This window comes from Staphylococcus sp. NAM3COL9 (genome assembly GCF_001431205.1).
In the GTDB taxonomy this organism is placed as follows: domain Bacteria; phylum Bacillota; class Bacilli; order Staphylococcales; family Staphylococcaceae; genus Staphylococcus.
This window is the reverse complement of record NZ_LGPC01000016.1, coordinates 521,249-542,565: the sequence shown is the minus strand read 5'-3', so window position 1 is coordinate 542,565 and position 21,317 is coordinate 521,249. Positions and strand designations below refer to the sequence as shown.

General features: G+C 34.4%; 23 protein-coding genes. 14 read left to right on the top strand and 9 right to left on the bottom strand.

Annotated features, from left to right (window positions below):
- Positions 1–9 precede the first annotated feature (9 nt).
- The 3 genes from ACA31_RS12170 (at position 10) to ACA31_RS12160 (ending at position 2,591) form a co-directional block, all read left to right on the top strand.
- Positions 10–756, top strand: a complete 747-nt coding sequence (locus ACA31_RS12170) for a glycerophosphodiester phosphodiesterase family protein (protein WP_057513587.1) — start codon at positions 10–12, stop codon at positions 754–756.
- Positions 757–963: 207 nt separating this feature from the next.
- Positions 964–1,392, top strand: coding sequence for an NAD(+)--rifampin ADP-ribosyltransferase (gene arr, locus ACA31_RS12165; protein WP_057513586.1), 429 nt, complete (start codon positions 964–966; stop codon positions 1,390–1,392).
- A gap of 254 nt (positions 1,393–1,646) precedes the next feature.
- Positions 1,647–2,591 carry a TDT family transporter gene (locus ACA31_RS12160; protein WP_057513585.1) on the top strand — a complete coding sequence of 315 codons (945 nt, stop codon included), beginning with the start codon at positions 1,647–1,649 and terminating at the stop codon, positions 2,589–2,591.
- Between the two features lie 114 nt (positions 2,592–2,705).
- On the opposite strand, the gene ACA31_RS12155 is transcribed toward ACA31_RS12160, so the two are convergent.
- Positions 2,706–3,623, bottom strand: a complete 918-nt coding sequence (locus ACA31_RS12155) for a ketopantoate reductase family protein (protein ID WP_057513584.1) — start codon at positions 3,621–3,623, stop codon at positions 2,706–2,708.
- 146 nt (positions 3,624–3,769) lie between these two features.
- On the opposite strand from ACA31_RS12155, the gene ACA31_RS12150 reads away from it, so the two are divergent.
- The 4 genes from ACA31_RS12150 to ACA31_RS12135 all read left to right on the top strand — a co-directional run bounded on the left by ACA31_RS12150 (position 3,770) and on the right by ACA31_RS12135 (position 7,603).
- A complete protein-coding gene (locus tag ACA31_RS12150; RefSeq protein WP_057513583.1) occupies positions 3,770–4,288 on the top strand; it encodes a TetR/AcrR family transcriptional regulator in 519 nt (172 codons plus the stop codon).
- A 79-nt stretch (positions 4,289–4,367) separates the two neighbouring features.
- Positions 4,368–4,826 (top strand): MarR family winged helix-turn-helix transcriptional regulator, encoded by a 459-nt coding sequence (locus ACA31_RS12145; protein WP_057513582.1) that lies wholly within the window; start codon positions 4,368–4,370, stop codon positions 4,824–4,826.
- Positions 4,827–4,933: 107 nt separating this feature from the next.
- Complete coding sequence (locus tag ACA31_RS12140) at positions 4,934–5,869, top strand: ketopantoate reductase family protein (RefSeq protein ID WP_057513581.1); 936 nt, start codon at positions 4,934–4,936, stop codon at positions 5,867–5,869.
- 90 nt (positions 5,870–5,959) lie between these two features.
- A complete protein-coding gene (locus ACA31_RS12135; protein WP_057513580.1) occupies positions 5,960–7,603 on the top strand; it encodes an alpha-keto acid decarboxylase family protein in 1,644 nt (547 codons plus the stop codon).
- Positions 7,604–7,756: 153 nt separating this feature from the next.
- Here ACA31_RS12135 and ACA31_RS12130 read toward each other — a convergent pair whose 3' ends face one another.
- Positions 7,757–8,977: an NADH-dependent flavin oxidoreductase gene (locus ACA31_RS12130; protein WP_057513579.1), complete on the bottom strand. Its 1,221-nt coding sequence runs from the start codon at positions 8,975–8,977 to the stop codon at positions 7,757–7,759.
- A 302-nt stretch (positions 8,978–9,279) separates the two neighbouring features.
- Between ACA31_RS12130 and ACA31_RS12125 the strand changes: the two genes are divergently transcribed.
- From ACA31_RS12125 to ACA31_RS12100, 6 genes are all read left to right on the top strand, one after another.
- Entirely contained in the window at positions 9,280–10,284 is a 1,005-nt protein-coding gene (locus tag ACA31_RS12125; protein WP_057513578.1) for an LLM class flavin-dependent oxidoreductase, read from the top strand.
- Between the two features lie 25 nt (positions 10,285–10,309).
- A complete protein-coding gene (locus ACA31_RS12120; RefSeq protein ID WP_057513577.1) occupies positions 10,310–10,642 on the top strand; it encodes a glycine cleavage system protein H in 333 nt (110 codons plus the stop codon).
- Between the two features lie 3 nt (positions 10,643–10,645).
- A complete protein-coding gene (locus ACA31_RS12115; protein ID WP_057513576.1) occupies positions 10,646–11,431 on the top strand; it encodes a protein-ADP-ribose hydrolase in 786 nt (261 codons plus the stop codon).
- Entirely contained in the window at positions 11,424–12,308 is an 885-nt protein-coding gene (locus tag ACA31_RS12110) for an SIR2 family NAD-dependent protein deacylase (RefSeq protein WP_057513575.1), read from the top strand. Before ACA31_RS12115 ends, ACA31_RS12110 begins: the two co-directional genes overlap by 8 nt.
- A 9-nt stretch (positions 12,309–12,317) precedes the next feature.
- Positions 12,318–13,340 (top strand): lipoate--protein ligase, encoded by a 1,023-nt coding sequence (locus tag ACA31_RS12105; RefSeq protein WP_057513574.1) that lies wholly within the window; start codon positions 12,318–12,320, stop codon positions 13,338–13,340.
- A gap of 283 nt (positions 13,341–13,623) precedes the next feature.
- Positions 13,624–13,824 (top strand): hypothetical protein, encoded by a 201-nt coding sequence (locus ACA31_RS12100; protein WP_002511628.1) that lies wholly within the window; start codon positions 13,624–13,626, stop codon positions 13,822–13,824.
- Between the two features lie 81 nt (positions 13,825–13,905).
- Here ACA31_RS12100 and ACA31_RS12095 read toward each other — a convergent pair whose 3' ends face one another.
- Both ACA31_RS12095 and ACA31_RS12090 read right to left on the bottom strand, forming a co-directional pair.
- The gene (locus ACA31_RS12095; RefSeq protein WP_057513573.1) at positions 13,906–14,238 is read right to left on the bottom strand and encodes a general stress protein; all 333 of its coding nucleotides are present in this window, start codon (positions 14,236–14,238) and stop codon (positions 13,906–13,908) included.
- A 24-nt stretch (positions 14,239–14,262) separates the two neighbouring features.
- Positions 14,263–14,688 carry a hypothetical protein gene (locus ACA31_RS12090; RefSeq protein WP_057513572.1) on the bottom strand — a complete coding sequence of 142 codons (426 nt, stop codon included), beginning with the start codon at positions 14,686–14,688 and terminating at the stop codon, positions 14,263–14,265.
- A gap of 246 nt (positions 14,689–14,934) precedes the next feature.
- Between ACA31_RS12090 and ACA31_RS12085 the strand changes: the two genes are divergently transcribed.
- The gene (locus tag ACA31_RS12085) at positions 14,935–15,924 is read left to right on the top strand and encodes a Gfo/Idh/MocA family protein (protein ID WP_057513571.1); all 990 of its coding nucleotides are present in this window, start codon (positions 14,935–14,937) and stop codon (positions 15,922–15,924) included.
- 146 nt (positions 15,925–16,070) lie between these two features.
- On the opposite strand, the gene larC is transcribed toward ACA31_RS12085, so the two are convergent.
- Genes larC through ACA31_RS12060 form a run of 5 tightly spaced genes read right to left on the bottom strand, consistent with a single transcriptional unit; the run spans position 16,071 to position 21,315 of the window.
- The gene (gene larC, locus ACA31_RS12080) at positions 16,071–17,249 is read right to left on the bottom strand and encodes a nickel pincer cofactor biosynthesis protein LarC (protein ID WP_057513570.1); all 1,179 of its coding nucleotides are present in this window, start codon (positions 17,247–17,249) and stop codon (positions 16,071–16,073) included.
- A 16-nt stretch (positions 17,250–17,265) separates the two neighbouring features.
- A complete protein-coding gene (gene larB, locus ACA31_RS12075; RefSeq protein WP_057513569.1) occupies positions 17,266–18,024 on the bottom strand; it encodes a nickel pincer cofactor biosynthesis protein LarB in 759 nt (252 codons plus the stop codon).
- Positions 18,025–18,045: 21 nt separating this feature from the next.
- Positions 18,046–18,870: an ATP-dependent sacrificial sulfur transferase LarE gene (gene larE / locus ACA31_RS12070; protein WP_057513568.1), complete on the bottom strand. Its 825-nt coding sequence runs from the start codon at positions 18,868–18,870 to the stop codon at positions 18,046–18,048.
- A 16-nt stretch (positions 18,871–18,886) separates the two neighbouring features.
- The gene (gene larA, locus ACA31_RS12065) at positions 18,887–20,149 is read right to left on the bottom strand and encodes a nickel-dependent lactate racemase (RefSeq protein WP_057513567.1); all 1,263 of its coding nucleotides are present in this window, start codon (positions 20,147–20,149) and stop codon (positions 18,887–18,889) included.
- A gap of 2 nt (positions 20,150–20,151) precedes the next feature.
- Positions 20,152–21,315, bottom strand: a complete 1,164-nt coding sequence (locus tag ACA31_RS12060; RefSeq protein WP_057513566.1) for a 2-keto-3-deoxygluconate permease — start codon at positions 21,313–21,315, stop codon at positions 20,152–20,154.
- Between the last annotated feature and the right edge of the window lie 2 nt (positions 21,316–21,317).

The following is a 21,317-nucleotide window of genomic DNA, read 5'->3' as shown; positions in this document are numbered from 1 at the left end:
GATGATGGTATGTTTACTGTTTATGGACATAGAGGTTTATCAAGTAAAGCGCCAGAAAATACGCTCGCATCTTATAAAGAAGCTGGTAATACGCCTGGATTAAAATGGATTGAGTTAGATGTAGCGATTACTAAAGATGAACAGTTGATATTAATTCATGATGATTTTTTAGATCGAACAACGAATATGTTGGGAGAAGTGACACAATTAAATTATGACGACATTAAAGATGCCTCAGCAGGTAGCTGGTTTGGCACAGAATTTGAAGCAGAAAAACTACCTGTATTTGATGAGATTGTTGAATTGGCAAATGCCTATAATATGAATTTAAACATTGAATTGAAGGGCGTTACAGGTCCGAATGGCACAGTACTATCAGAAAGTATGATTAAACAGGTTGCAGATAAATTAAAAGATTTAGATCCAGAATTAAAAGTATTGATATCAAGTTTTAATTTGGTTTTAGTGAAATTAGCAGAGCAGTTCATGCCAGAGTATGAGAGAGCTATTATCTTTAAAGCTGCAGCTTTTGGTGATGATTGGAGAACGCTATTAGATTATTGTGGTTCAAAAATAGTGAATATAGAAGATGTTAAATTGACGCAAGCACGTGTAAAAAAAATCAAAAATGCTGGATATGCGTTAAATGTGTGGACAGTAAATAAGCAATTACGTGCAAATCAATTAGCAAATTGGGGCGTTGATGGTATTTTTACAGACAAAGCAGATGAAATGATTCATTTAGAAAGATTGTAAAATTAAAAAATCACACTTATGGAGTGGTAAGAGGAAATCAAATTCCGAATTTTGATTTTCTTCCGCTCCTTTTTTATCGATAGGATTTAAAATCAGATGCCCTTTGTCTTAATTATACATTAAATAATAATATTATTATAGACTACTTCTTTATTGTTTAGCAGTTTATACTAGTGAATAGCTTAGAGAAAGAGGGAGTGTTGAATAATGATAGAACAAAAAGAAGTGTTGGATCAAGGACCATTTTTTCATGGGACGAAGACTGAATTACAAATAGGTGATTTACTGCAAACGCAGCGCATTTCTAATTATCAAAACCGTAAAATGAACTATATTTATTTTACTGGCGCTTTAGACACAGCTAAGTGGGGGGCTGAACTCGCAGTTGCATTAGCTGACGAATCTGCACAAGAACACATCTATATTATTGAACCTATTGGAGCATTTGAAAATGATCCTAATGTCACAGATAAAAAATTTCCTGGTAATCCGACTCGTTCATATCGTTCGACGGAACCTTTGAAAATTGTAGCGAAATTAGCTACATGGGAACGACACTCCAATCCTGATATTGAACAAATGTTAAAAGGATTAGAACAATTACGTAAAGATGGATTAGACATTATTGAAGATTAATTTACAATCGTAATGAAGATAAAGTAAAGCAGTTCAAAACTGAAAAAAGTGGCTGCTTGTTTACATAAAAAAGATTATTCCCAGTGAGGTATTATCTGTTACATATTAGTGCTAAAATTTATTTAAATAACGAGATGAATAAATATCGGTTTTCAAAGCAATATAAACAGATGTAACGCTTGAATTTCGATAAAATAGTATGGTTACTATGTATGTAATATTCAAAATATAAATAAAAAGGATTAATAAATGATATGTTTCGAAAATTTATAAGTGTAATACCGACTGCTATTTGTGGCTTAGCATTGGGTATTTCAGCGTTAAGTAATCTTTTATACATTATGGAACGAAATGTTTTAGCTACAATATTTTTAATCATTAGTGTTATTGTGGTGGGATTATTTATACTGAAATGTATACAATTTCCTGAAATTGTGTTGAAAGAATTATCCGATCGTAATATATGTGCGACTTTTCCTACGATTACAATGACATTTCTGACATTACTTTATGTCTTATACCACCAACTCAATATTACCTGGGAAATCATAATTTGGTTGTGGTGGCTCGTTGTATTACTACAGTTTGTTATTATTGGGTTATTTATTTATTACCATATTTATTTACATGGAAATGAGCGAATCGTACCGAGTACCAGTTGGTTTGTTACGTTTGTGGGGATTGGTGTTATTTCAGAAACTGCTGAAGATTTTTCGCCATTATTTGGTAAATTGATCGTGTATATAGCGACGCTATGCTTTTTAGTATTGATATGCATCGTATTGTTTAAAAAGACATGGCGATTATATAACGAAAATCAATTTCCTATGACAATCATCATAGCAGCACCAGCTTCGCTTTGTTTAAATGGTTATTTATTAAGTGTAGAATGTACACAACTGTTTTACATTATACCAATGTTGATTATCTCTCAACTCATATTTATATACTCATTAACATTCATACCAAAATTATATAAGTTGAATTTTAGATTTTCATTTTCAGCATTAACCTTTCCGTGGGTGACAACAGCGACATCACTATATAACTTACTTGAAATTGAAACCTTACCTCATAAAATACAAAATGTGCTGTATTTTGTAATGATATTTGAAGTAACGTTTGCAATCCTTACTGTGATTTATGTGATTTTAGGATATGCTTCATTTTTAAAGAAACGTACAATTGAAATAAAGTAACATAAATTAAAGAACTAGCTTATCATCTTGTCAGCATAGTGGGAGCGGGTATACGAAATTAAACTTTAATTTCGTATACCCGCTCCCTTTTTAACTATGATGAATTTAGTCGTTTTAACTGACGGATTTGCTTGTTTCAAATAGATAATCTAGATGGCGTGTAGTTAGGGCTGTGTTTTGATTTATTTCTTTAACATCGTTATAAAGTGCTTCGAGCTCTTTAAAGGAACCCTGTGTTTGATTGATAAGTCCAATGTTCATAACTGTTTTTAATACTATATTGGATAATCCTTTAAATTTTTTGAAAATAATAGACTGTACTTTTGGTCTTATAGTATAGTCTTTGTGTTCTAACAATTGATGTAGTTCAGTAAAAGCAGCTATCGTTTCTTTGGCTAACGTATGCGTGTTAGTATTTTGGTTTTGTTTTAGAATAAAGAGCATGTTTAACGGTAAGACTAAAGCTGCGTGTGACATCAACCAATCTTCAAATTTCTGCTCATAAGTTAGCTTGATTTTCGTATTGTTAAATATTAAATTTAGTTTGTCTGAGAACGTTATTTCCCCCTGCATGTGACCAACTTTGAGTTCTCCAGCATTAAATCTTAAAATATTAGTATGGTTTGCTTCTCTTGAACCACCAGTCATTAAAAAGCCGAAAGTGATATGCTTAGGATGATCACTGTGTTTGGTTAATGTATTTTGTAGTAATTTAGGGTTCATGTTATTTCCAATGAAAATAATGTTTTTACTTTTGTTTTGAGCTAGTACTGGTACGACATTGTAAAAATCCGAATACTTCATAGTTACAAAAATAACATCATAAATATCATGTTCTGAAAGTGTACTTATCGTTGTTATATGTTCATTTGTCGTTTTTCTTTGCAATGAATGCTTAAGTTTCAAACCTTTTTGATTCAAGTGTTCTAATGTTTTTCCACGTGCAAACATTGTAATGTCATTATCTTTGGTATTTAGTGCGTGAGCTAAAAATTGGCCCTGTACACCTGCACCATATATTAAAATTTTCATATCATTATCACTCCAGTTTAGTTATTGAACAATTGTTTAATAGCTTGAAGTTATCATCAATAAGATTTAAACTCAATGAACAATATAATCATGTTGATGTTTAATGAACAAATATTAAAAAATGTTGTTAATAAAAAGGAGTTAAAATGGATAAACGAAAAGAAAAATCTCAACAACTTATTATTCGTAGTTTTGTTGAACTGATTAGAGAAAAGGACTTTGATAAAATATCAATGAATGATATCGCCCAGCATGCCAATATAAATAGAGGTACTATTTATTTAAACTTCATAGATAAGTACGACATTTTAGATCATGCAATTGATTATATTTTGAGAGGAGCAGTGGATAAATGCAATTTTTATCTTGCTGAATCAGGAGACAATAAAGAAACGTTACGTGAAATAATGTACGTGATTGACGATCAGTACGATATTTTAAAAACTTTGGTTAAAAAGTCAGATCTTAATATGCTTAAGCAAACATTATCGAAGAAAATGCGCGACACTATGAATCAACAAAACAGTGAAATTACTGCCCAGTTTTTATCCTCTGCTGTAGTAGGCGTTATTATATGGTGGATTGAAGAATCAAAACCATGTGATATAGATACTTTAGTAGTAGAGCTTTCCGTATTATTGGATCCACATTTAAAGCTCTTGTAACGTTCAACTGAAGTATTATCAATATATTAATTAGGAACCCCGGCCGATACGCTAAAATGACAAAAAAGGAATGTGAATAATGGAAAGTAATAATAATGATTATGAGAATTTGTTGTTTTATTTTGCTTACAAAACGTTTATAAATACAGCGGATGAAATTATTGAAGCATATGGCTTAAATAGACAACATCATAGGTTCTTATTTTTTATCGAAAAGGTGCCTGGAATTACAATAAAAGACTTATTGAAAGGTTTAGAGATTTCTAAACAAGGAAGTCATGCAACGTTAAAAAAATTAAAAGATGAGGCGTATATCACTGAAAAACCAACTGAAGAGGATAAACGTATTAAAGCTTTGTACCCAACCGAAAAAGGAAAAAAATTAGTACAAGAACTTAATAAGAAGCAAAATGATTTATTTCAAGATATACAGAAAAAAGTGGGCAATGATTGGTATGCCATAATGGAAGAATTTGCTTCTTATCGTACAGGGTTCCAAGAAGTTAAATATTTAAAATACGAGAATAAAAAAGATTAAATTATTAAAATAACTTTATGCCATTTAAAAACTAAGGATTTTCTAACTACAAATGGTGTAATGATCATTTTGATTTATTATTATGAAATAAAGAAGAGGATGATTATGTGGTTAAAATTGCAATTGCAGGGGCTGGAGCAATGGGTGGTCGTGTTGGAACGCAAATTGCCCAAGCAGGATATGATGTAACTTTAATAGATTATTGGACAGAACATATTACGAATATTAAGCAATATGGATTAAATATTCAAACAGAAAGGGATACATATAATATTAATATCAAAGCGCAATTGCCAGAACAAATCGATGAACAATATGACTTGATTATCATTTTAACAAAAGCGATGGATTCAGAAGCAATGATTGAGGCGTTAAATCAAGCCAATGCGATTAAAGATACCACGGCATTATTAACAATGATGAATGGTTTGGGACATGAAGAACGTTTTGCAAAATTTATACCGAAATCACAAATATTTTTAGCGGTCACGATGTGGACTGCAGGATTAAGAGGCCCTGGACAAATACTATTAGAAGGTACAGGAACAATAGAACTGCAACGTGCAGACGGTGGGGAAGACTATCGTACAGAAGCGATTAATGCAATTTTTAATAATGCAAAATTAAATTCTACAATCAGTGATAACGTATTTGAATCTATATGGTCAAAAGCTACATTGAACAGTGTATTGAATCCATTATGTACGATTTTAGATAAAACAATTAATCAATTTTCGCAATATGAACAAGCACGACAAATGGTTATTCCTATTATTGAAGAAATTGTAGCTGTGGCTCATGCACGTGGATTGAAACTCAATTTTGAAAATTTAATTAATAAAATTGAAGCTGCTTATCCAATTGACTCACAAGGTCTACACTATCCATCGATGCATCAAGATTTATATAAAGGACGTTTAACAGAAATAGATTATTTAAACGGACAAATTGTTACATACGGTAAAGCCTGTGGTGTGGCGACACCGAACAATGAGATGCTGACACATATGATTCATCAGTTAGAATTAACATATAAAAAATAGATTAAAATAAAGTCAATATCATTGACCTTTTATCTCAACTAAGTTAAGTTTGTAGTGTAATAGAGATGGATAAAAAAGGGGAAATGATAAATGAAAAAACGTATAGGACAATATTTAATGGACTGTATCAGTGCTATTGGCGTCGATAAAGTATTTGGTGTACCAGGTGACTTTAACCTTACTTTTCTAGATGATATTATTCGTCGCGATGATATGGAGTGGGTTGGTAACACAAATGAATTAAATGCCAGTTATGCGGCTGACGGATATGCACGCTTAAATGGGATGAGCGCAATGGTAACAACTTTTGGTGTAGGAGAACTCAGTGCTGTTAACGGTATTGCTGGCGCATATGCTGAACGTGTACCGGTTATTCAAATTACCGGTGCACCTACAAGAGCAGTAGAAAATGCAGGGAAATATGTGCATCATACCTTAGGAGAAGGGAATTTTGATGACTATAGAAAAATGTATGAGCCGATTACAACGACACAAGCGTATCTTACGCCTGAAAATGCCCAAGTAGAAATACCTAGAGTAATTGAAGCAGCACTAACTGAAAAACGTCCAGTGCATATACATTTACCAATTGATGTAGCGAGCGTAGAAATTGAAGTAGATAAACCGTTTGAAATGCCACAACATCAGGGGACGGATGTTGATAAATATGTGAACATGATTAAAGAAAAGTTACAAAGTGCAAATAAACCAGTCATAATTACAGGACACGAGATTAATAGTTTTGGTTTACATGAAAAGCTTGAGCAATTTGTGAATCAAACGCATATTCCTGTAGCACAATTATCATTAGGCAAAGGTGCATTTAATGAAGAAAACGCATATTACATGGGTATATATGATGGCTTATTAGCAGAAGAAAATATTAGAAATTACGTGGATCAAAGTGATGCAATTTTAAACATTGGCGCGAAATTAACAGATTCAGCAACTGCAGGATACTCATATCAATTTGATATTGATGATCTCGTTATGATTAATCATCGTCATTTCAAAATGAATGAAACGAAAGATATGGAAGTTCCTTTAAGCGATTTGTTGGATGGCTTAAATACAATTGATTATGTTAATGACGTAACGTTCCCTCAATATCAACGTCCTGAAGAAAACCAATACGATTTAAATGGAGATCCTTTATCTCAAGCAACTTACTTCAAGATGATGCAAGATTTTATTAAGCAAGATGACGTGATATTAGCGGAACAAGGTACATCCTTCTTTGGTGCTTATGATTTAGCATTATATAGTAATAATAAATTTATAGGACAGCCATTATGGGGTTCAATCGGCTATACTCTACCAGCGACACTTGGTACACAAATGGCAAACACACAGCGCAGAAATTTATTATTAATTGGAGACGGTTCCTTACAACTAACAGTGCAAGAAATATCATCAATGATTAGAGCGCAAATCAAGCCGATTATTTTTGTTATTAATAATGATGGTTATACAGTTGAACGTAAAATACATGGAGAAAATGCATCATACAACGATATTAAAATGTGGGAATATAAATTATTACCAACAGTCTTCGGTGGGAAAGATCAAGTCATCGTGCACGATGTGACAACGAGTGAAACGCTACAAAATGCATTCCTCGAAATCGAAGCACAACCAGATATGATGCACCTAGTTGAAGTGAAGATGGCAGTACATGACGCACCACATAAATTAAACGCGATTGGTCAAGCACTTGCGAAACAAAATGGTTAACTTCACATAAAACGTAACAAGAAAGCATTGGACATTTTACGGTTCAATGCTTTTTACATACTTTGAGATATTAATTCATTTTCATAAAATAATCACTCAATAAAAAAAGACAAACTAAGCTGTTTCATCTGCTCAGTTTGTCAGCACCTTAAATTAATCTTTTTCTATTGCCTTATAGTCTACTTGATCATAGTTTGTTTCAAGTTTACGTAACTCGTCACGGGTTTCTTTTTTTAAACCTTCGCCGTAGTCCATCATTTTAACGATATCTTTAAAAGCTGCGTATGGGATAGCGAGTTCATCAATATCGTCGATTGTTACATGTAAATCAATATCATCTGGACGATTTTCTTGTAATTTTAAGACAAAATCTGGCTCTGTCACAAATGGAGACGACATCCCCACCATATCTGCATGTTGTAAGGCATCGAGCGCACTTTCAGGTGAATTAATACCACCACTAGCGATGACAGGAATTCTACCATCAAGGTAATCATGGACGACAGCATTGACATATTGACCTGCGTGCTTGCCATCAGAACGGACTTTATTTTGATAAATTTGACGACCCCAACTTGCGATTGCTAAATATTGTACATTCGCTGTATCTAATACCCAATCAAGATGTTCGTTGAATTCGTCAATTGTATAACCGACATCACTACCACGTGTTTCCTCAGGCGTAGCACGATAGCCTAAAATAAATTGAGGTGGCGCTTCTTTATCAATGACATCTTGTACGGCAGCTAGTATTTCCAACCCAATACGTGCACGATCTTCCAAACTTTGATTTCCGTATTGACCTGTTCGTTGATTAGAAAAAGTAGAGAAAAATGTTTGTATAAGTAATCGTTGGGCAGCTGAAACTTCTACACCATCAAAACCAGCTTGTATAGCACGAGATGTTGCCTCGGCATATTGACGCGTTACAGAGGTGATTTTATCTATAGACATAGCTAGAACGTCATGTTGAACAGGAGAATTTAAGGACATAGCGCTTGGACCATAAACTTGGCCATAATTTAATATGGCTTGGTTTGAAAAGCGACCTGCGTGTGTCAGCTGTAAAATAGCTTTATTGCCATTTTTTTTCATTGCAGTTGCTAATTTTTTTAACCCAGGTATACAACTGTCATCACTAATGCTAAATCCATATTCAAATAATTGACCATAAGGTTCAATATAGGCTGCACCTGTTACTTGAAGGGGCGCGGCGTGTGCCCGACGTTGTGCATAGCGTAAGTCTTGCTCAGTAATATGACCTTCTTGTGTTGAGGAATTCGTAGTCATAGGTGATAGCACAAAACGGTTATTGAAGACGACGCCATTGGGTAATGATAATGGTTCGAATAATGCTTGATAATGAGTTTTCATAACTATAACCTCTATCTTCGTTGTAATATGTAATTTCAAATTAACACTAATAGGATATAGTGGTCAATTAAATAAAAAATAAGGTGATTTTTTCAAGCAAAATATAACAAAATTTTTCTATATCAGTTATCCTAGAGAATGAGGGTAATTTAAAAAGGGAAACATGCTTTAAAGTAGCGTGTACAAAGCTTTGTACATGGAATTTAGCATAACTGAGATATGATATACACTCAAACGAAAGTGCTTACATTATAAGTCCTGAAAAGTATATCAGGTCAGTATTGGCGGAGGTGGTAACGAACGTGGTTCAATTGAATATTTTAGACTATACTGTTATTGATGAAGGCAAGTCAGCACAAGATGCCTTACAAGATACAGTACGCTTAGCACAATTAGCAGACAATCTTGGTTATAAGCGCTTTTGGATGACAGAACATCATAATGTACCAGCATTTGCATGTAGTAGTCCAGAATTATTGATGATGCAATTACTGGCAAAGACGAAGCAAATCCGACTTGGCTCAGGTGGAGTGATGTTACCGCATTACAGCCCGTTTAAAGTGGCTGAAAATTTTCGATTATTAGAAGCATTTTACCCTGGTCGTGTAGACTTAGGTATAGGTAATAATTCAGGTACACCAAGTGTAAAACAAGTTATGAATGAAACGAAAACACATTACTTAGACTACGAGCAGTCTATTACGGATGTGCGACATTATCTAACCGAGCATGAATCAGAGCAACGTTTTAAACAAGTATTTGCACAACCTCGTGTTACGACCATGCCTCAAATGTGGCTGTTAAGTACGAGTGTATCATCTGCGCAAATGGCAGGTCGTCAAGGCATGGGGTACACACTGGGAACTTTTTTATTACCTAACGAAAAGACAATTAAAAAAGCTGAAATCAGTGTGCAAGCTTATAGAGCTGCCTTTAAACCTACGAAATTAAATATGAAATCCACTGTTATGCTCACTACATTTGTTGCAGTTGCTGATACAGCATCAGAAGCAGAAGCACTGGCGCAAGCGTTAGACGTTTGGCTATTAGGAAAACAACAATTTGCCGAATTTGAGCATTTACCTTCTATCGAAACTGCACAATCGTATCAACGTTCTGAAAGAGATGAACGTTTGATTACTCAAAGCCGTGCTCGTATAATTGTAGGTACAAAAGAAAGTGCAAAAAAACAGATAGACACAATGATCCAAACATTTAATGCAGACGAAGTGATGGTTGTACCTTTGATTCCAGATATAGAACAACGCTGTCGTACAATCGAATTACTCGCGCAAATATATTTATAACAAGTTGAAGGAAGGAAGATGTTTTATGAAAAAATTAGCTAATTATTTATGGATAGAAAAAGTTGGAGAACAGTATGTATACAGTATGACACCTGAATTACAAGATGATGTAGGAACAGTAGGTTATGTTGAATTTATGGGTGGCGACGATATTAAAGTCGACGACGAAATCGTTAGTATTGAAGCATCTAAAACAGTATTAGACGTTCAATCACCATTAGCAGGTAAAATTGTTGCACGTAATACAAAAGCAGAAGATGAACCAACTCTTTTAAATTCTGAAAAAACTGAAGAAAATTGGTTGGTTAAATTAGAAAATGTTGACGAAGCAGCATTTAATGCACTTCCTGAGGCATAAATTATGCAACAACCAGAACGTTTGTCGTATTTAATTGGGTATTTATGGCAAGAAACACATGATGATGTCAGTTTAGACTTACCTGATACGGAAAAAGGACGTTTCGAAATGTTTCGAGGGTTAGTAAATATAAGAAAAGCAACGCCTATTGCAGAAGATTTTATTGAAGTGCAGGATGCACTTTTAAAAAATTACAATGCGCCACAACTTACGTCGCTAACATCATTAACGCCATTTCTCAATGACGATATATATTTATGGCAAGGTGATATAACGAAGCTTGAAGTAGATGCTATTGTAAATGCGGCTAACAGTAAGCTGTTAGGCTGTTTTGAGCCGAATCATAATTGTATTGATAATGTCATCCATACTAAGGCAGGTGTTCAGTTGCGTTTAGCTTGTGCAGATTTAATAGATAAACAAGGTAGACCGGAAGGTGTTGGTAAAGCAAAAATCACACCTGGTTATAATTTACCTGCTCAATACGTCATTCATACAGTGGGTCCACAAATTCGTAAGACACCAGTGTCACAAATGAACCGTGAATTACTTGCGCGCTCGTACCGAAGTTGTCTCGAACTTGCGGACCAGCAAAACTTATCAAGTATTGCTTTTTGTTGTATTTCAACAGGCGTATTTGGTTTCCCTCAAGATGAGGCTACACATATAGCAATTTCGACTGTAATGCATTATAAACAAGAACATCATTCGGATATCAGTGTGATTTTCAATGTGTTTACTGATAAAGATGCTGCATTATATAAGGAAGGACTGAAACATTATGACTGAATCAATATGGGATGTATTAACTACAAGTTATGGTCGACAATCGGATATATTAGCAGATGCTTTAAATGAAGCAGATGCAGTTGTGGTTGGGATAGGCGCCGGAATGTCAGCATCAGACGGTTTTACGTATATAGGTGAACGTTTCACGCAAAATTTCCCGGATTTTATTAAAAAATACGGGTTCTTTGACATGTTACAAGCAAGTCTTCATACATTCGAAAGTTGGCAAGAATATTGGGCTTTTCAAAGCCGATTTGTTGCACTGAATTATTTAGACCAACCTGTAGGCGCATCTTATAGTGCGCTTAATCAAATTTTAAGTAATAAAGACTATCATATCATCACTACGAATGCAGACAATGCATTTGCAGTGGCAGGTTTCGATTTTGATAAAGTTTTTCATATTCAAGGAGAGTATATCTTATGGCAATGTAGTCAACATTGTCATGCGCAGACTTATCGTGATGATGCTGCAATACGTCAAATGATTGCAGAACAAGAAAATATGGAAGTGCCACGAGAACGCTTGCCGCATTGTCCTGAATGTGATGCACCGATGGAAATCAATAAACGAAAAGCACAAGTGGGTATGGTAGAGGATGCTGATTTTCATGCGCAGTTATCTCGTTATAATCAGTTCCTTGATGCACATAAAGAAGATAAAGTATTATATCTAGAAATAGGTATCGGTTATACGACACCACAATATGTGAAACAACCTTTTCAACGCATGACACGCCATAATCCAAATGCCTTATTTATGACAATGAATAAGAAAGCATATCGTATTCCAGAAAATATTCGTGATAGAACAATACATCTAACCGAAGATATTTCCACACTCATGATTGAGGCCAACAAAAAATTAACTATATAGGAGAACAATATGTATTTAATTGAACCGATTCGCAATGGCGAATACATAACAGATGGTGCAGTTGCTTTAGCGATGCAAATTCACGTTAGTCAAAATATATTTTTAAATGAGGATATCTTATTTCCATATTACTGTGATCCAAAAGTGGAGATAGGTCGTTTTCAAAATACAGCCGTAGAAATTAACCAAGATTATTTAGATGAACATGGTATCCAAGTCGTTCGTCGGGATACAGGTGGTGGTGCAGTTTATGTAGACCGTGGTGCAGTGAATATGTGTTGTATTTTAGAAAAAGACGATACAATTTATGGTAATTTCAAACGCTTTTACGAACCTGGTATACATGCTTTACATCAACTTGGTGCGACTGAAGTTGTGCAAAGTGGACGTAATGATTTAGCCATTCACGATAAAAAAGTATCTGGTGCAGCAATGACTTTGATTAAGGAACGTATTTATGGCGGCTATTCTTTATTGTTGGATGTAGATTATGAACCTATGGTTAAAGTATTGAAACCGAATCGTAAAAAGATAGAAGCTAAAGGTATTAAATCTGTAAGATCCCGTGTAGGTAATATTCGTGAATATTTGGCACCAGAATATCAAAATATAACAATCCATGAATTTAAAGATCTGATGGTTAAAGAGATTTTAGGCATTGATGATATGAATGATGCTAAACGTTATGAATTAACTGAAGCTGATTGGGAAGCTGTTGATGAAATGCTAGCGTCAAAATATAAAAATTGGGAATGGAATTTTGGTGGTTCACCACGCTACGAATATAATAGAGACGCAAGATTAGCAGTAGGTACGATTGATATTTCTCTTTCTGTAGAGCAAGGACGTATTGCAGCATGTCGTATTTATGGAGATTTCTTTGGACAAGGCGACATTAAAGACGTTGAAGATCAACTCAAAGGCGTACGTGTAGTCAAAGAGGATTTATTAAAAGCTTTAAACGATATAGATATCACATACTATTTCGGTAAAGCTACTGCAGAAGAATTAGTAGAGGTAATATTAAGTTAATAAAAATTGATAACCTCGGCAAGGCTGACTTAAAATGGAATACAAGAGCTGAAGCTCTTCGATAAGGACTACTTATCTTCATAAATGAAGTAGTAGTTCATTAAAAAATTGGTATAAGTGCATTTTCAATTCAGTCAGCCACTGCCAAATAAAGAATTATATTGAAACATGTATTCATGTCTCAGGTTTAATTATTATGTTTGCTTTGATTTGAAAAACAGCTTAAGGGTAGAAGGTGAAGAGGTTCGAAATATCATTAGCTTTTACTTAAGGAGGTTGTAACATGGATAAGCAACATATTAAAGAAGCGTTAAATAAGCATTCAGAAATAATTATCGAAACTATAGAACATGATCGCATTACTGTAAAGAAAATTGAAGATAACGATGATGAACAGTATTTACATGTATTGGAGCCTAAAGACCAAAAAGTAGAAATTGCTAAAATTACAGATCTTCAAGAAAATAACTTTAATCAATTATAATAAGTACGTATAAAAGATATAACGTACCCCGCATCCTAATTAAAAGCATGCGGGGTACGTTGGTTTAGCTAACTTTTAAATTTAGAGTACGTTTGCTGCGCGTTGATCTGTAACAATGAGTAGCACATTACCTTGATCCATAAGTTCTTCGTAATCTTGAGCATCACTTTCAGAAACGCCAAGAATTTGTAACTTATCTCTTAGTTGATCACCTTGATTTTGTTCGTTTTCGCCAACATCGGAACGATTGTAATCAATACCTGAGACTTCTGTATTTCTCACGATGCGTTCTGTATGATCAGCATCATGAGATAGAACATAAATATCTTTTGCATTAATTTTTTGATCTTTCAATGTGTTGATATTAATTTCAATGTCTTCGTCATTTGAATAAGCTTTAACAATGGGTGTCATATACATACTCCTTTAACAATTGAATTATTTTATAATGCCGTTACTTGTTTTTTCATTTTCAGCAACCGTTTTAAGACGTTTGTAACGGTCATGTGCGATATAAAATTTAGTGTGTTTAAGAGAAAAGTCATATAGTTCTTCTCTTTTAATACCTTCAGGCATTTCAAATTCTGTTGCGACTTTTTCTTCACTTGGATTTTCTACTTGTACGACTTGTTCAGGTTCAACATCTAATGTTTCTTTAGGATAAACCAAAGCAATTGTTGTTTTACTTTCTTTAATATCTTCTAAATTTTCTATTTTAAAAGCTTCGTTAATATAGTTTTCTACTCTTTTTTCGCGTTTACGCTTTCTTTTATTAATTGCAGCTTCTTTTTTATAATTTTTTCGGAAAATGAAATAGATAATTAAAACGATGACTATAAATATTAAAAAATAAAATATGGACACAAAAATGCCTCCTTCATTTAAAGTATATAAAAAATAATTTTATGTTATACCTGTATAGTAATTGTTTACCACGGGTGACATTTTCAAAACAAAATACGAATTGTATCAAGCGTGTAGATTTTGAATTGCATGATGAATTCAAATATAATGGTATATTGAATGGATTTTAAATAGCTATCAACAATTTAATATGGCAACAAATGATAATACATCATAATTTAGATTAAGCGAGAAGGAGAGACAAACATGAAATTAGGTATCGTAGGGGCAGGCAAGATCGTCAAAGAAGCATTACCAGTCATGGAAGAAATTGCAGACATTGAGTTTCATAGCATTGTTTCAACAGGAAAAAATCCGGAAAACGTAGAAAATTTACAAAAACAGTTTAATATTAAAGCCATTTTCACGGACTATGATCAGTTTCTTCAAGATGAGGGCATGAATACGATTTATTTAGCTGTGCCAAACCATCTGCATTTTGATTATGCACGCAAAGCAATTGAGCAACAGAAGCATGTAATATGTGAAAAACCATTTACTTTAACTAAAGAAGAATTAACAACATTAAAAGCATTGGCTGAAGCGCATAATGTGATTATTATCGAAGCTATTACTAATCTTTATTTGAGTAATTATGATGTGTTGAAACAATCTGTTAGTGAAATAGGTAAATGTAAAATAGCTCAATTTAATTATTCACAGTACTCTTCAAGATATGATAATTTCAAAAAAGGCATCATTCAACCTGCTTTCGACCCTGAGAAGGGCGGAGGCGCACTCATGGATATCAATGTATACAATATCCATTTAGCAGTTGGACTCTTCGGGATGCCTAAAGGGGTTGCTTATTTTGCTAACGTTAAAAAAAATATTGATACATCTGGGATCTTAAATCTTGATTATGATGATATGAAAGTTGTTTGTATTGGTGCAAAAGACTCTAGTTCTGATAATCAGTCTTACATTCAAGGTGAAAATGCAACAATTCATATTAAAGGTCCAACAAATGAATTAAAAGCATTTGATATTACATTTAACCAAGGTGGTACGCAATCATATCAAGTTAATCAACAAAAACATCGTATGTATGAAGAATTTGTGAAGATGGTTCAGATTATTAATGATAAAAAATTCGATTTAGCAGCAGAAAAATTAGATCATAGTATTCAAGTCATTGAAGTACTCGAGCTTGCATTAGATAGTGCAAATATTAAAGTAGGTCCTTCTTTAATATAATGAAGCAATAAAAATCCAGTATTTCACTTAAGTGTGAGTACTGGATTTTATGCTATCAATAGAGTTTTTAATTTTACAGCAGTTTTTGTGCATACTTTCCGCGGGAATAGCCTCACCCTGTACTCTTTAGCTCGTGATAGATTATTTTATTCGTCTATTTTAATGTGGTTATGAACTTCGTGCTGTATTTCATTGTATACAGTTGAGAAAGTTTTGTCAGATTGAATTGCTGCATTTTTTACATCTTCAAATTCCGGTTTCACTTTGATGATTTTATTATGCATCATGCCTAGTTTCACTAATATAGCACCATACTTTGTGTGAATAGTTTGAAACTGACGATGGAGAATTTTTCGATTGACTGCATAACTTCTTACGCCTAAAGAGGTTGTATTTTTAAGCATATAGTCTTCAAAATATTGTGCATCATCAAATTTACTAATCACTGTAAGTTGTGTGGCGGGTCTGCTTTTTTTCATCATAATTGGAGTGAAGTAAGCATCTAGCGCACCCTCATCCAGTACTTGTTCGATAAAGAAACCGAGCATCTCTGGTGTCATATCATCAATCTGACACTCTATCACTTGAACTTGTGTCGGCGTGTTTTCTTTTACTGTATATTGAATTGTTCGTACAACATTGGGGAAATCGAAATCTTTTGTGCCACAACCATAACCTATTTGTTCCATGGTTACTGCAGGTAAAGGACCGATTTCCGAAACTAATGCTTTAATAAAACCAGCACCAGTTGGTGTTGTCAATTCACTGTTAACATCAAATGAAGCAAGCGGAATGCCTTTGAGTATTTCAGCAGTCGCTGGCGCAGGCACTGGATAGACACCGTGTGCAATATTGATTTTACCGTTACCAGTTGGAATAGGTGAGGCATAGAGTTCATCAATAGCTAAATCTTCTAGTGCAAGACATCCGCCAATAATATCAATGATAGAGTCCATAGCGCCAACTTCATGAAAGTGAACATCTTCAACAGGCATACCGTGAATTTTAGCTTCTGCATGTGCAATCACGTCAAACACCCGGAGGCTTCTCTCTTTCACTCTGCTTGACAAGTTACTCTCTTTGATCATCTTAAAGATATCTGACGCTTTTCTATGATGATGTGCTTCTTCAAAATCAATTTTAAGTGCCATAGCTTGAATACCTTGCTTGTTTTGAGTTGAGAAGTTTAGTTTAAAATGATTGAGCGGTAATGTTTTTAATTGTGATTCAATAAAGGTGACATCTGCACCTAAATCTACAAGAGAAGACAATAACATATCTCCAGCAATACCAGCGTGGCAATCAAGATAAATCGCTTTGGACATAATGTTTCACTCCGTTCTAAGCATTTTCAATCATTTTTATAATCATTGCGGCATTATAGCCACCACCAAATCCATTATCAATGTTAAGCACACTTGTGCCAGGTGCACAAGAATTAACCATAGATAATAACGTGGTAACACCATTTAAATTGGCGCCGTAACCAACACTCGTAGGTATTGAAAAGACTGGATGATCAACTAAGCCGGCGACTACACTAGACAGCGCGCCCTCCATACCAGCAATAACTACTGACACCTTACTTTGACGAATTGCTACGATATGTGAAAAAAGACGATGGATACCAGAAACGCCTACATCATAAAAGCGTTGTACTGAAATCCCCATAACTTCAGCTGTAATAGCCGCTTCTTCAGCTACTGGTAGGTCAGATGTACCGGCGCAAATAATCGCTGCAAAATGTTCCGTTTTATTAATTTTATTAACAGGTGTACATACGATACGTGCTGTCTCATGATATTCAAGTTGTGGATACTTGCCAATGATATCATCTGCTTTAAATGGATCAATTCTAGTAATTAATATAATTTCATTATGCTTTATTAAAGCGTGTACGATTTCGTCTAATTGCGCTACAGTTTTCCCTTCACCAAATATAACTTCAGGAAATCCTTGGCGTTTTGTTCTGTGTAAATCAATTTTTGCAAAACCTAATTCATCATAATGACTTAATTTATCTTTTGCTTCTGTAATGGAAAGCTCATTTTCTTTAACCGCTAGAAGTAATGACTCTATTGGGTCTTTGTTTTCAGTCATAGTTAGACCACCTTTATTTTGTTAAATCTCATCTTGTGTATTGATGACTTCATTCATGCTGCCTGTACGATAACCCTCTAAATCAATGGTTACATAATCAAAACCAAGTTCTTTCAAGCGAAGTGTGATTTGATTTTTATATTGAATCACTACAGGGATATCTGTGCCATCTACTTCTATTCTTGCGATATTATTATGATAGCGTACTCTGACATGATTAATATTTAAGTTTAAAATAAATTTTTCAGCTTCGTTTACTTTATTAACCTTTGTGAAATTTAAAGGTTCACCATAAGGAATTCGAGAGGCCAAACTACACAATGCAGGTTTATTCCATACAGGCAGGTCATTGGATTTACTTAGTTCTCTAATTTCAGATTTATATAATTCAACTTCTTGTAGCACACTTCTAACACTGAATTCAGTTCTTGCTTTGAGTCCAGGTCTGAAGTCATTTAAATCATCCATAATCATACCATCGAGAACATAGTTGGAATTGTAGATTACTCTCAAGCGCTCAAGTTTTGAATATAATAAACGCTTACTGTAATACCAACTACTAGGAGTGTTTTTAACAATATCTGGATCTTTTAATTCTTCAATTTCAGTTTCTATCACGTTGGCATTTAGTAATTCACCTAAACGAAGGGCTTGTTTAAATTCTTCATTTCTAAATAACTCGGATTTTACAATAACTGCTTTTACATTGTCAGTGCCGAGTACATCGATGGCTTTCTTTAATACAAAGCTACTATCTACACCACCTGAAAAAGCGACGATTACACGATTCATATCTTTTAATACACGTTCTAATTGTTGTTCTTTAGTTAATACTTCAGTTAACATAATGATTCCTCCTAAATTATAATTCTACATATGGGATAGTAAGTGGTCCGAGTGGCATAACACCTATCGTCATATCTTTTCCATATTTATCTTCTAATACTTTAAGTGTTTCATTAATATTATGTGCTGGATGCAGCATGGCATCTTTGGTTTGTTGGTCACTGAGTTTAGAATATAAATAAACATCAGCAAAAGTTTGGATTACTGCTTGTTTTTGTACTTGCCATTGGTCAAGCATCGCGAAGTTAGGATCGCTGATCATGTCGACAAGCCCTTGAGGGGAGTCAGCCATTTTTAGTATCTCTGCATAATTACCATGATTAGGATAGCCATCGCTACATTCAGACAACATAATAATATTGCCACCTTCTTTAACAACTTTGTGTGCTGCACTCATGCCTTTAACTGTTTGATATAAGTTTTGATCTAAAGGATAGCCTGAGTTAGAAGCAATCACGACATCAAAACGGTTATCACACTTGAACATAGCGTGTGCTTTCGCATATTCACAACCTTTATCATGAGCTTCATATAATTCACCAGCAAACACTTCGGTAATAGCTTTATCTTTATTCAACGTGACGTTGAGCATAAAGTCTGGTTTACACATTGCATTGATTTCCCGGGTCATATTTTGAACAGGATTATCTTTCATATTGCCCCAAGTTGAGCGTATATCGCCAATCATTTTAGCGTTATGAAAGGTCATGATTGTTTCTAAGCCAGCAATCCCAGGCATAATCCCTTTAGGGCCACCAGAGAAGCCAGCGAAGAAGTGAGGTTCGATAAAACCCGTTACAATTTTAAAATCAGATTCAACATAATCCCTGTTCAGGTATACATCACAACCATATTGACTATGGCCAACTTTTTTAAGTGTATCCTTATCATTACAATGATTATGTACAATTTTCACTTTTCTCACTATATCTTCACCAAGCATTTGTACAAGTTCTTCTCGCGTTTGATCGCGATGTGTACCTGTACCATTAATAATTACAAAGTTTTCTAAAGGTACGTGGGTTAATGTTTCTATAAGTAATGGTACGAGAATGTGGTTGGGTGTCGGTCGTGTGATGTCACTAATAACAATTGATACAGTTTGGTTAGCACTTACCATGTCTTGTAATGGTTCGGAGCCAATTGGATTGTTTAATGCTGTACGTATGGCGGTCACATGGTCTTCAAGTGGATCAATGTTTTTGGGTTCAATTAGAACGCTTTGTTCGGGTAAGTCAACTTCAACATTTGATTTGCCGTATAAAATTGTAGTTTTCAAAGTTAGTCCTCCTTCTTATTTAAAGCGCTTTCATAATCAGCCGTATTTGTGGCTGATTTCAACTTAGAAAATGCTTTTTGATCTGTTTTAAAATGTTCTTGAGTGCCATCAATGCCTTTGCGTTTCTGGTATTTATCTACCATGATAACAGCAATTGGACATAAAATCGCTGTAGTAATAGCAGAAACTGAAATTTGAGCTGTCGCGATAGGTGCTATTTTTTCTATCATTGCAAATTCACTTTGGCTCAAATTACCACTAGCTAAAGCAGTTGAAGCGGCTGCGACAACTGCAGCGGGTGTAGAAACGGCGTTACCTGCAGTAGAAGATTCTGAAATAGGGCCTATAACACTTTTTTCTTTAAATAGTTTGAAAGCAATTACGCCAGTCACAGTAGTACAGACAAATGTAAGTAATGCCAATGTGAGCCCACCAGATAATACTGAGAAATTAAAGAATTCAGCTAAATTCATTCCTGCGCCTAATGAAAAGGCAAAGAAGGGTATAAGTAATGATTCTCCTGGTCGTAAAAATTTTGCGATTTTAGGATCTAAGTTACCTAAGAGCATACCTATTGCGAGTGGTAATAACACAGAAACAAAAGAAATGACTGGAAAATTCGTACCGATAAATCCTAAAGAAATTAATGTCAGTAAAGGACCATCATTGATAGCTAATATAGATAAACCACCAATATCAGAACGATTGCCATATGCACTTGTTAGAGCAGCATACATCCCGCTGTTACTATTGGTCATTGCTGCAATAATAGCGATTGTAGATAAACCAAATAACCCTGTCCATGGATCGAAAATAGCTCCAAGTAATAGACCAACGCCTAAACCCGAAAAATATTTCGTTGATGTTAATATCATGCCTTTTTTCAACGCTTTGCCACCAATTTTCAAGTTCATTTGGCTTCCTACACAAAATATAAATAGGGCAATTAACACGAGTGCGCTATCTTTGAATAAATCCTGAGAAAATCCCCCAATTTGCAACATCTCATAATGTCCTTCTTCAGTCTTTGGAGCGCCTAAAAATTTCAAACCATTCGTAATAAAATTCAAATGTAATTGATCAATCGTGTTGATTGCAGCGCCTAATAATAACGGAACAACCATCAAACCACCAGGTACTTTTTCAATTGTATCTTTAATTCTCATAA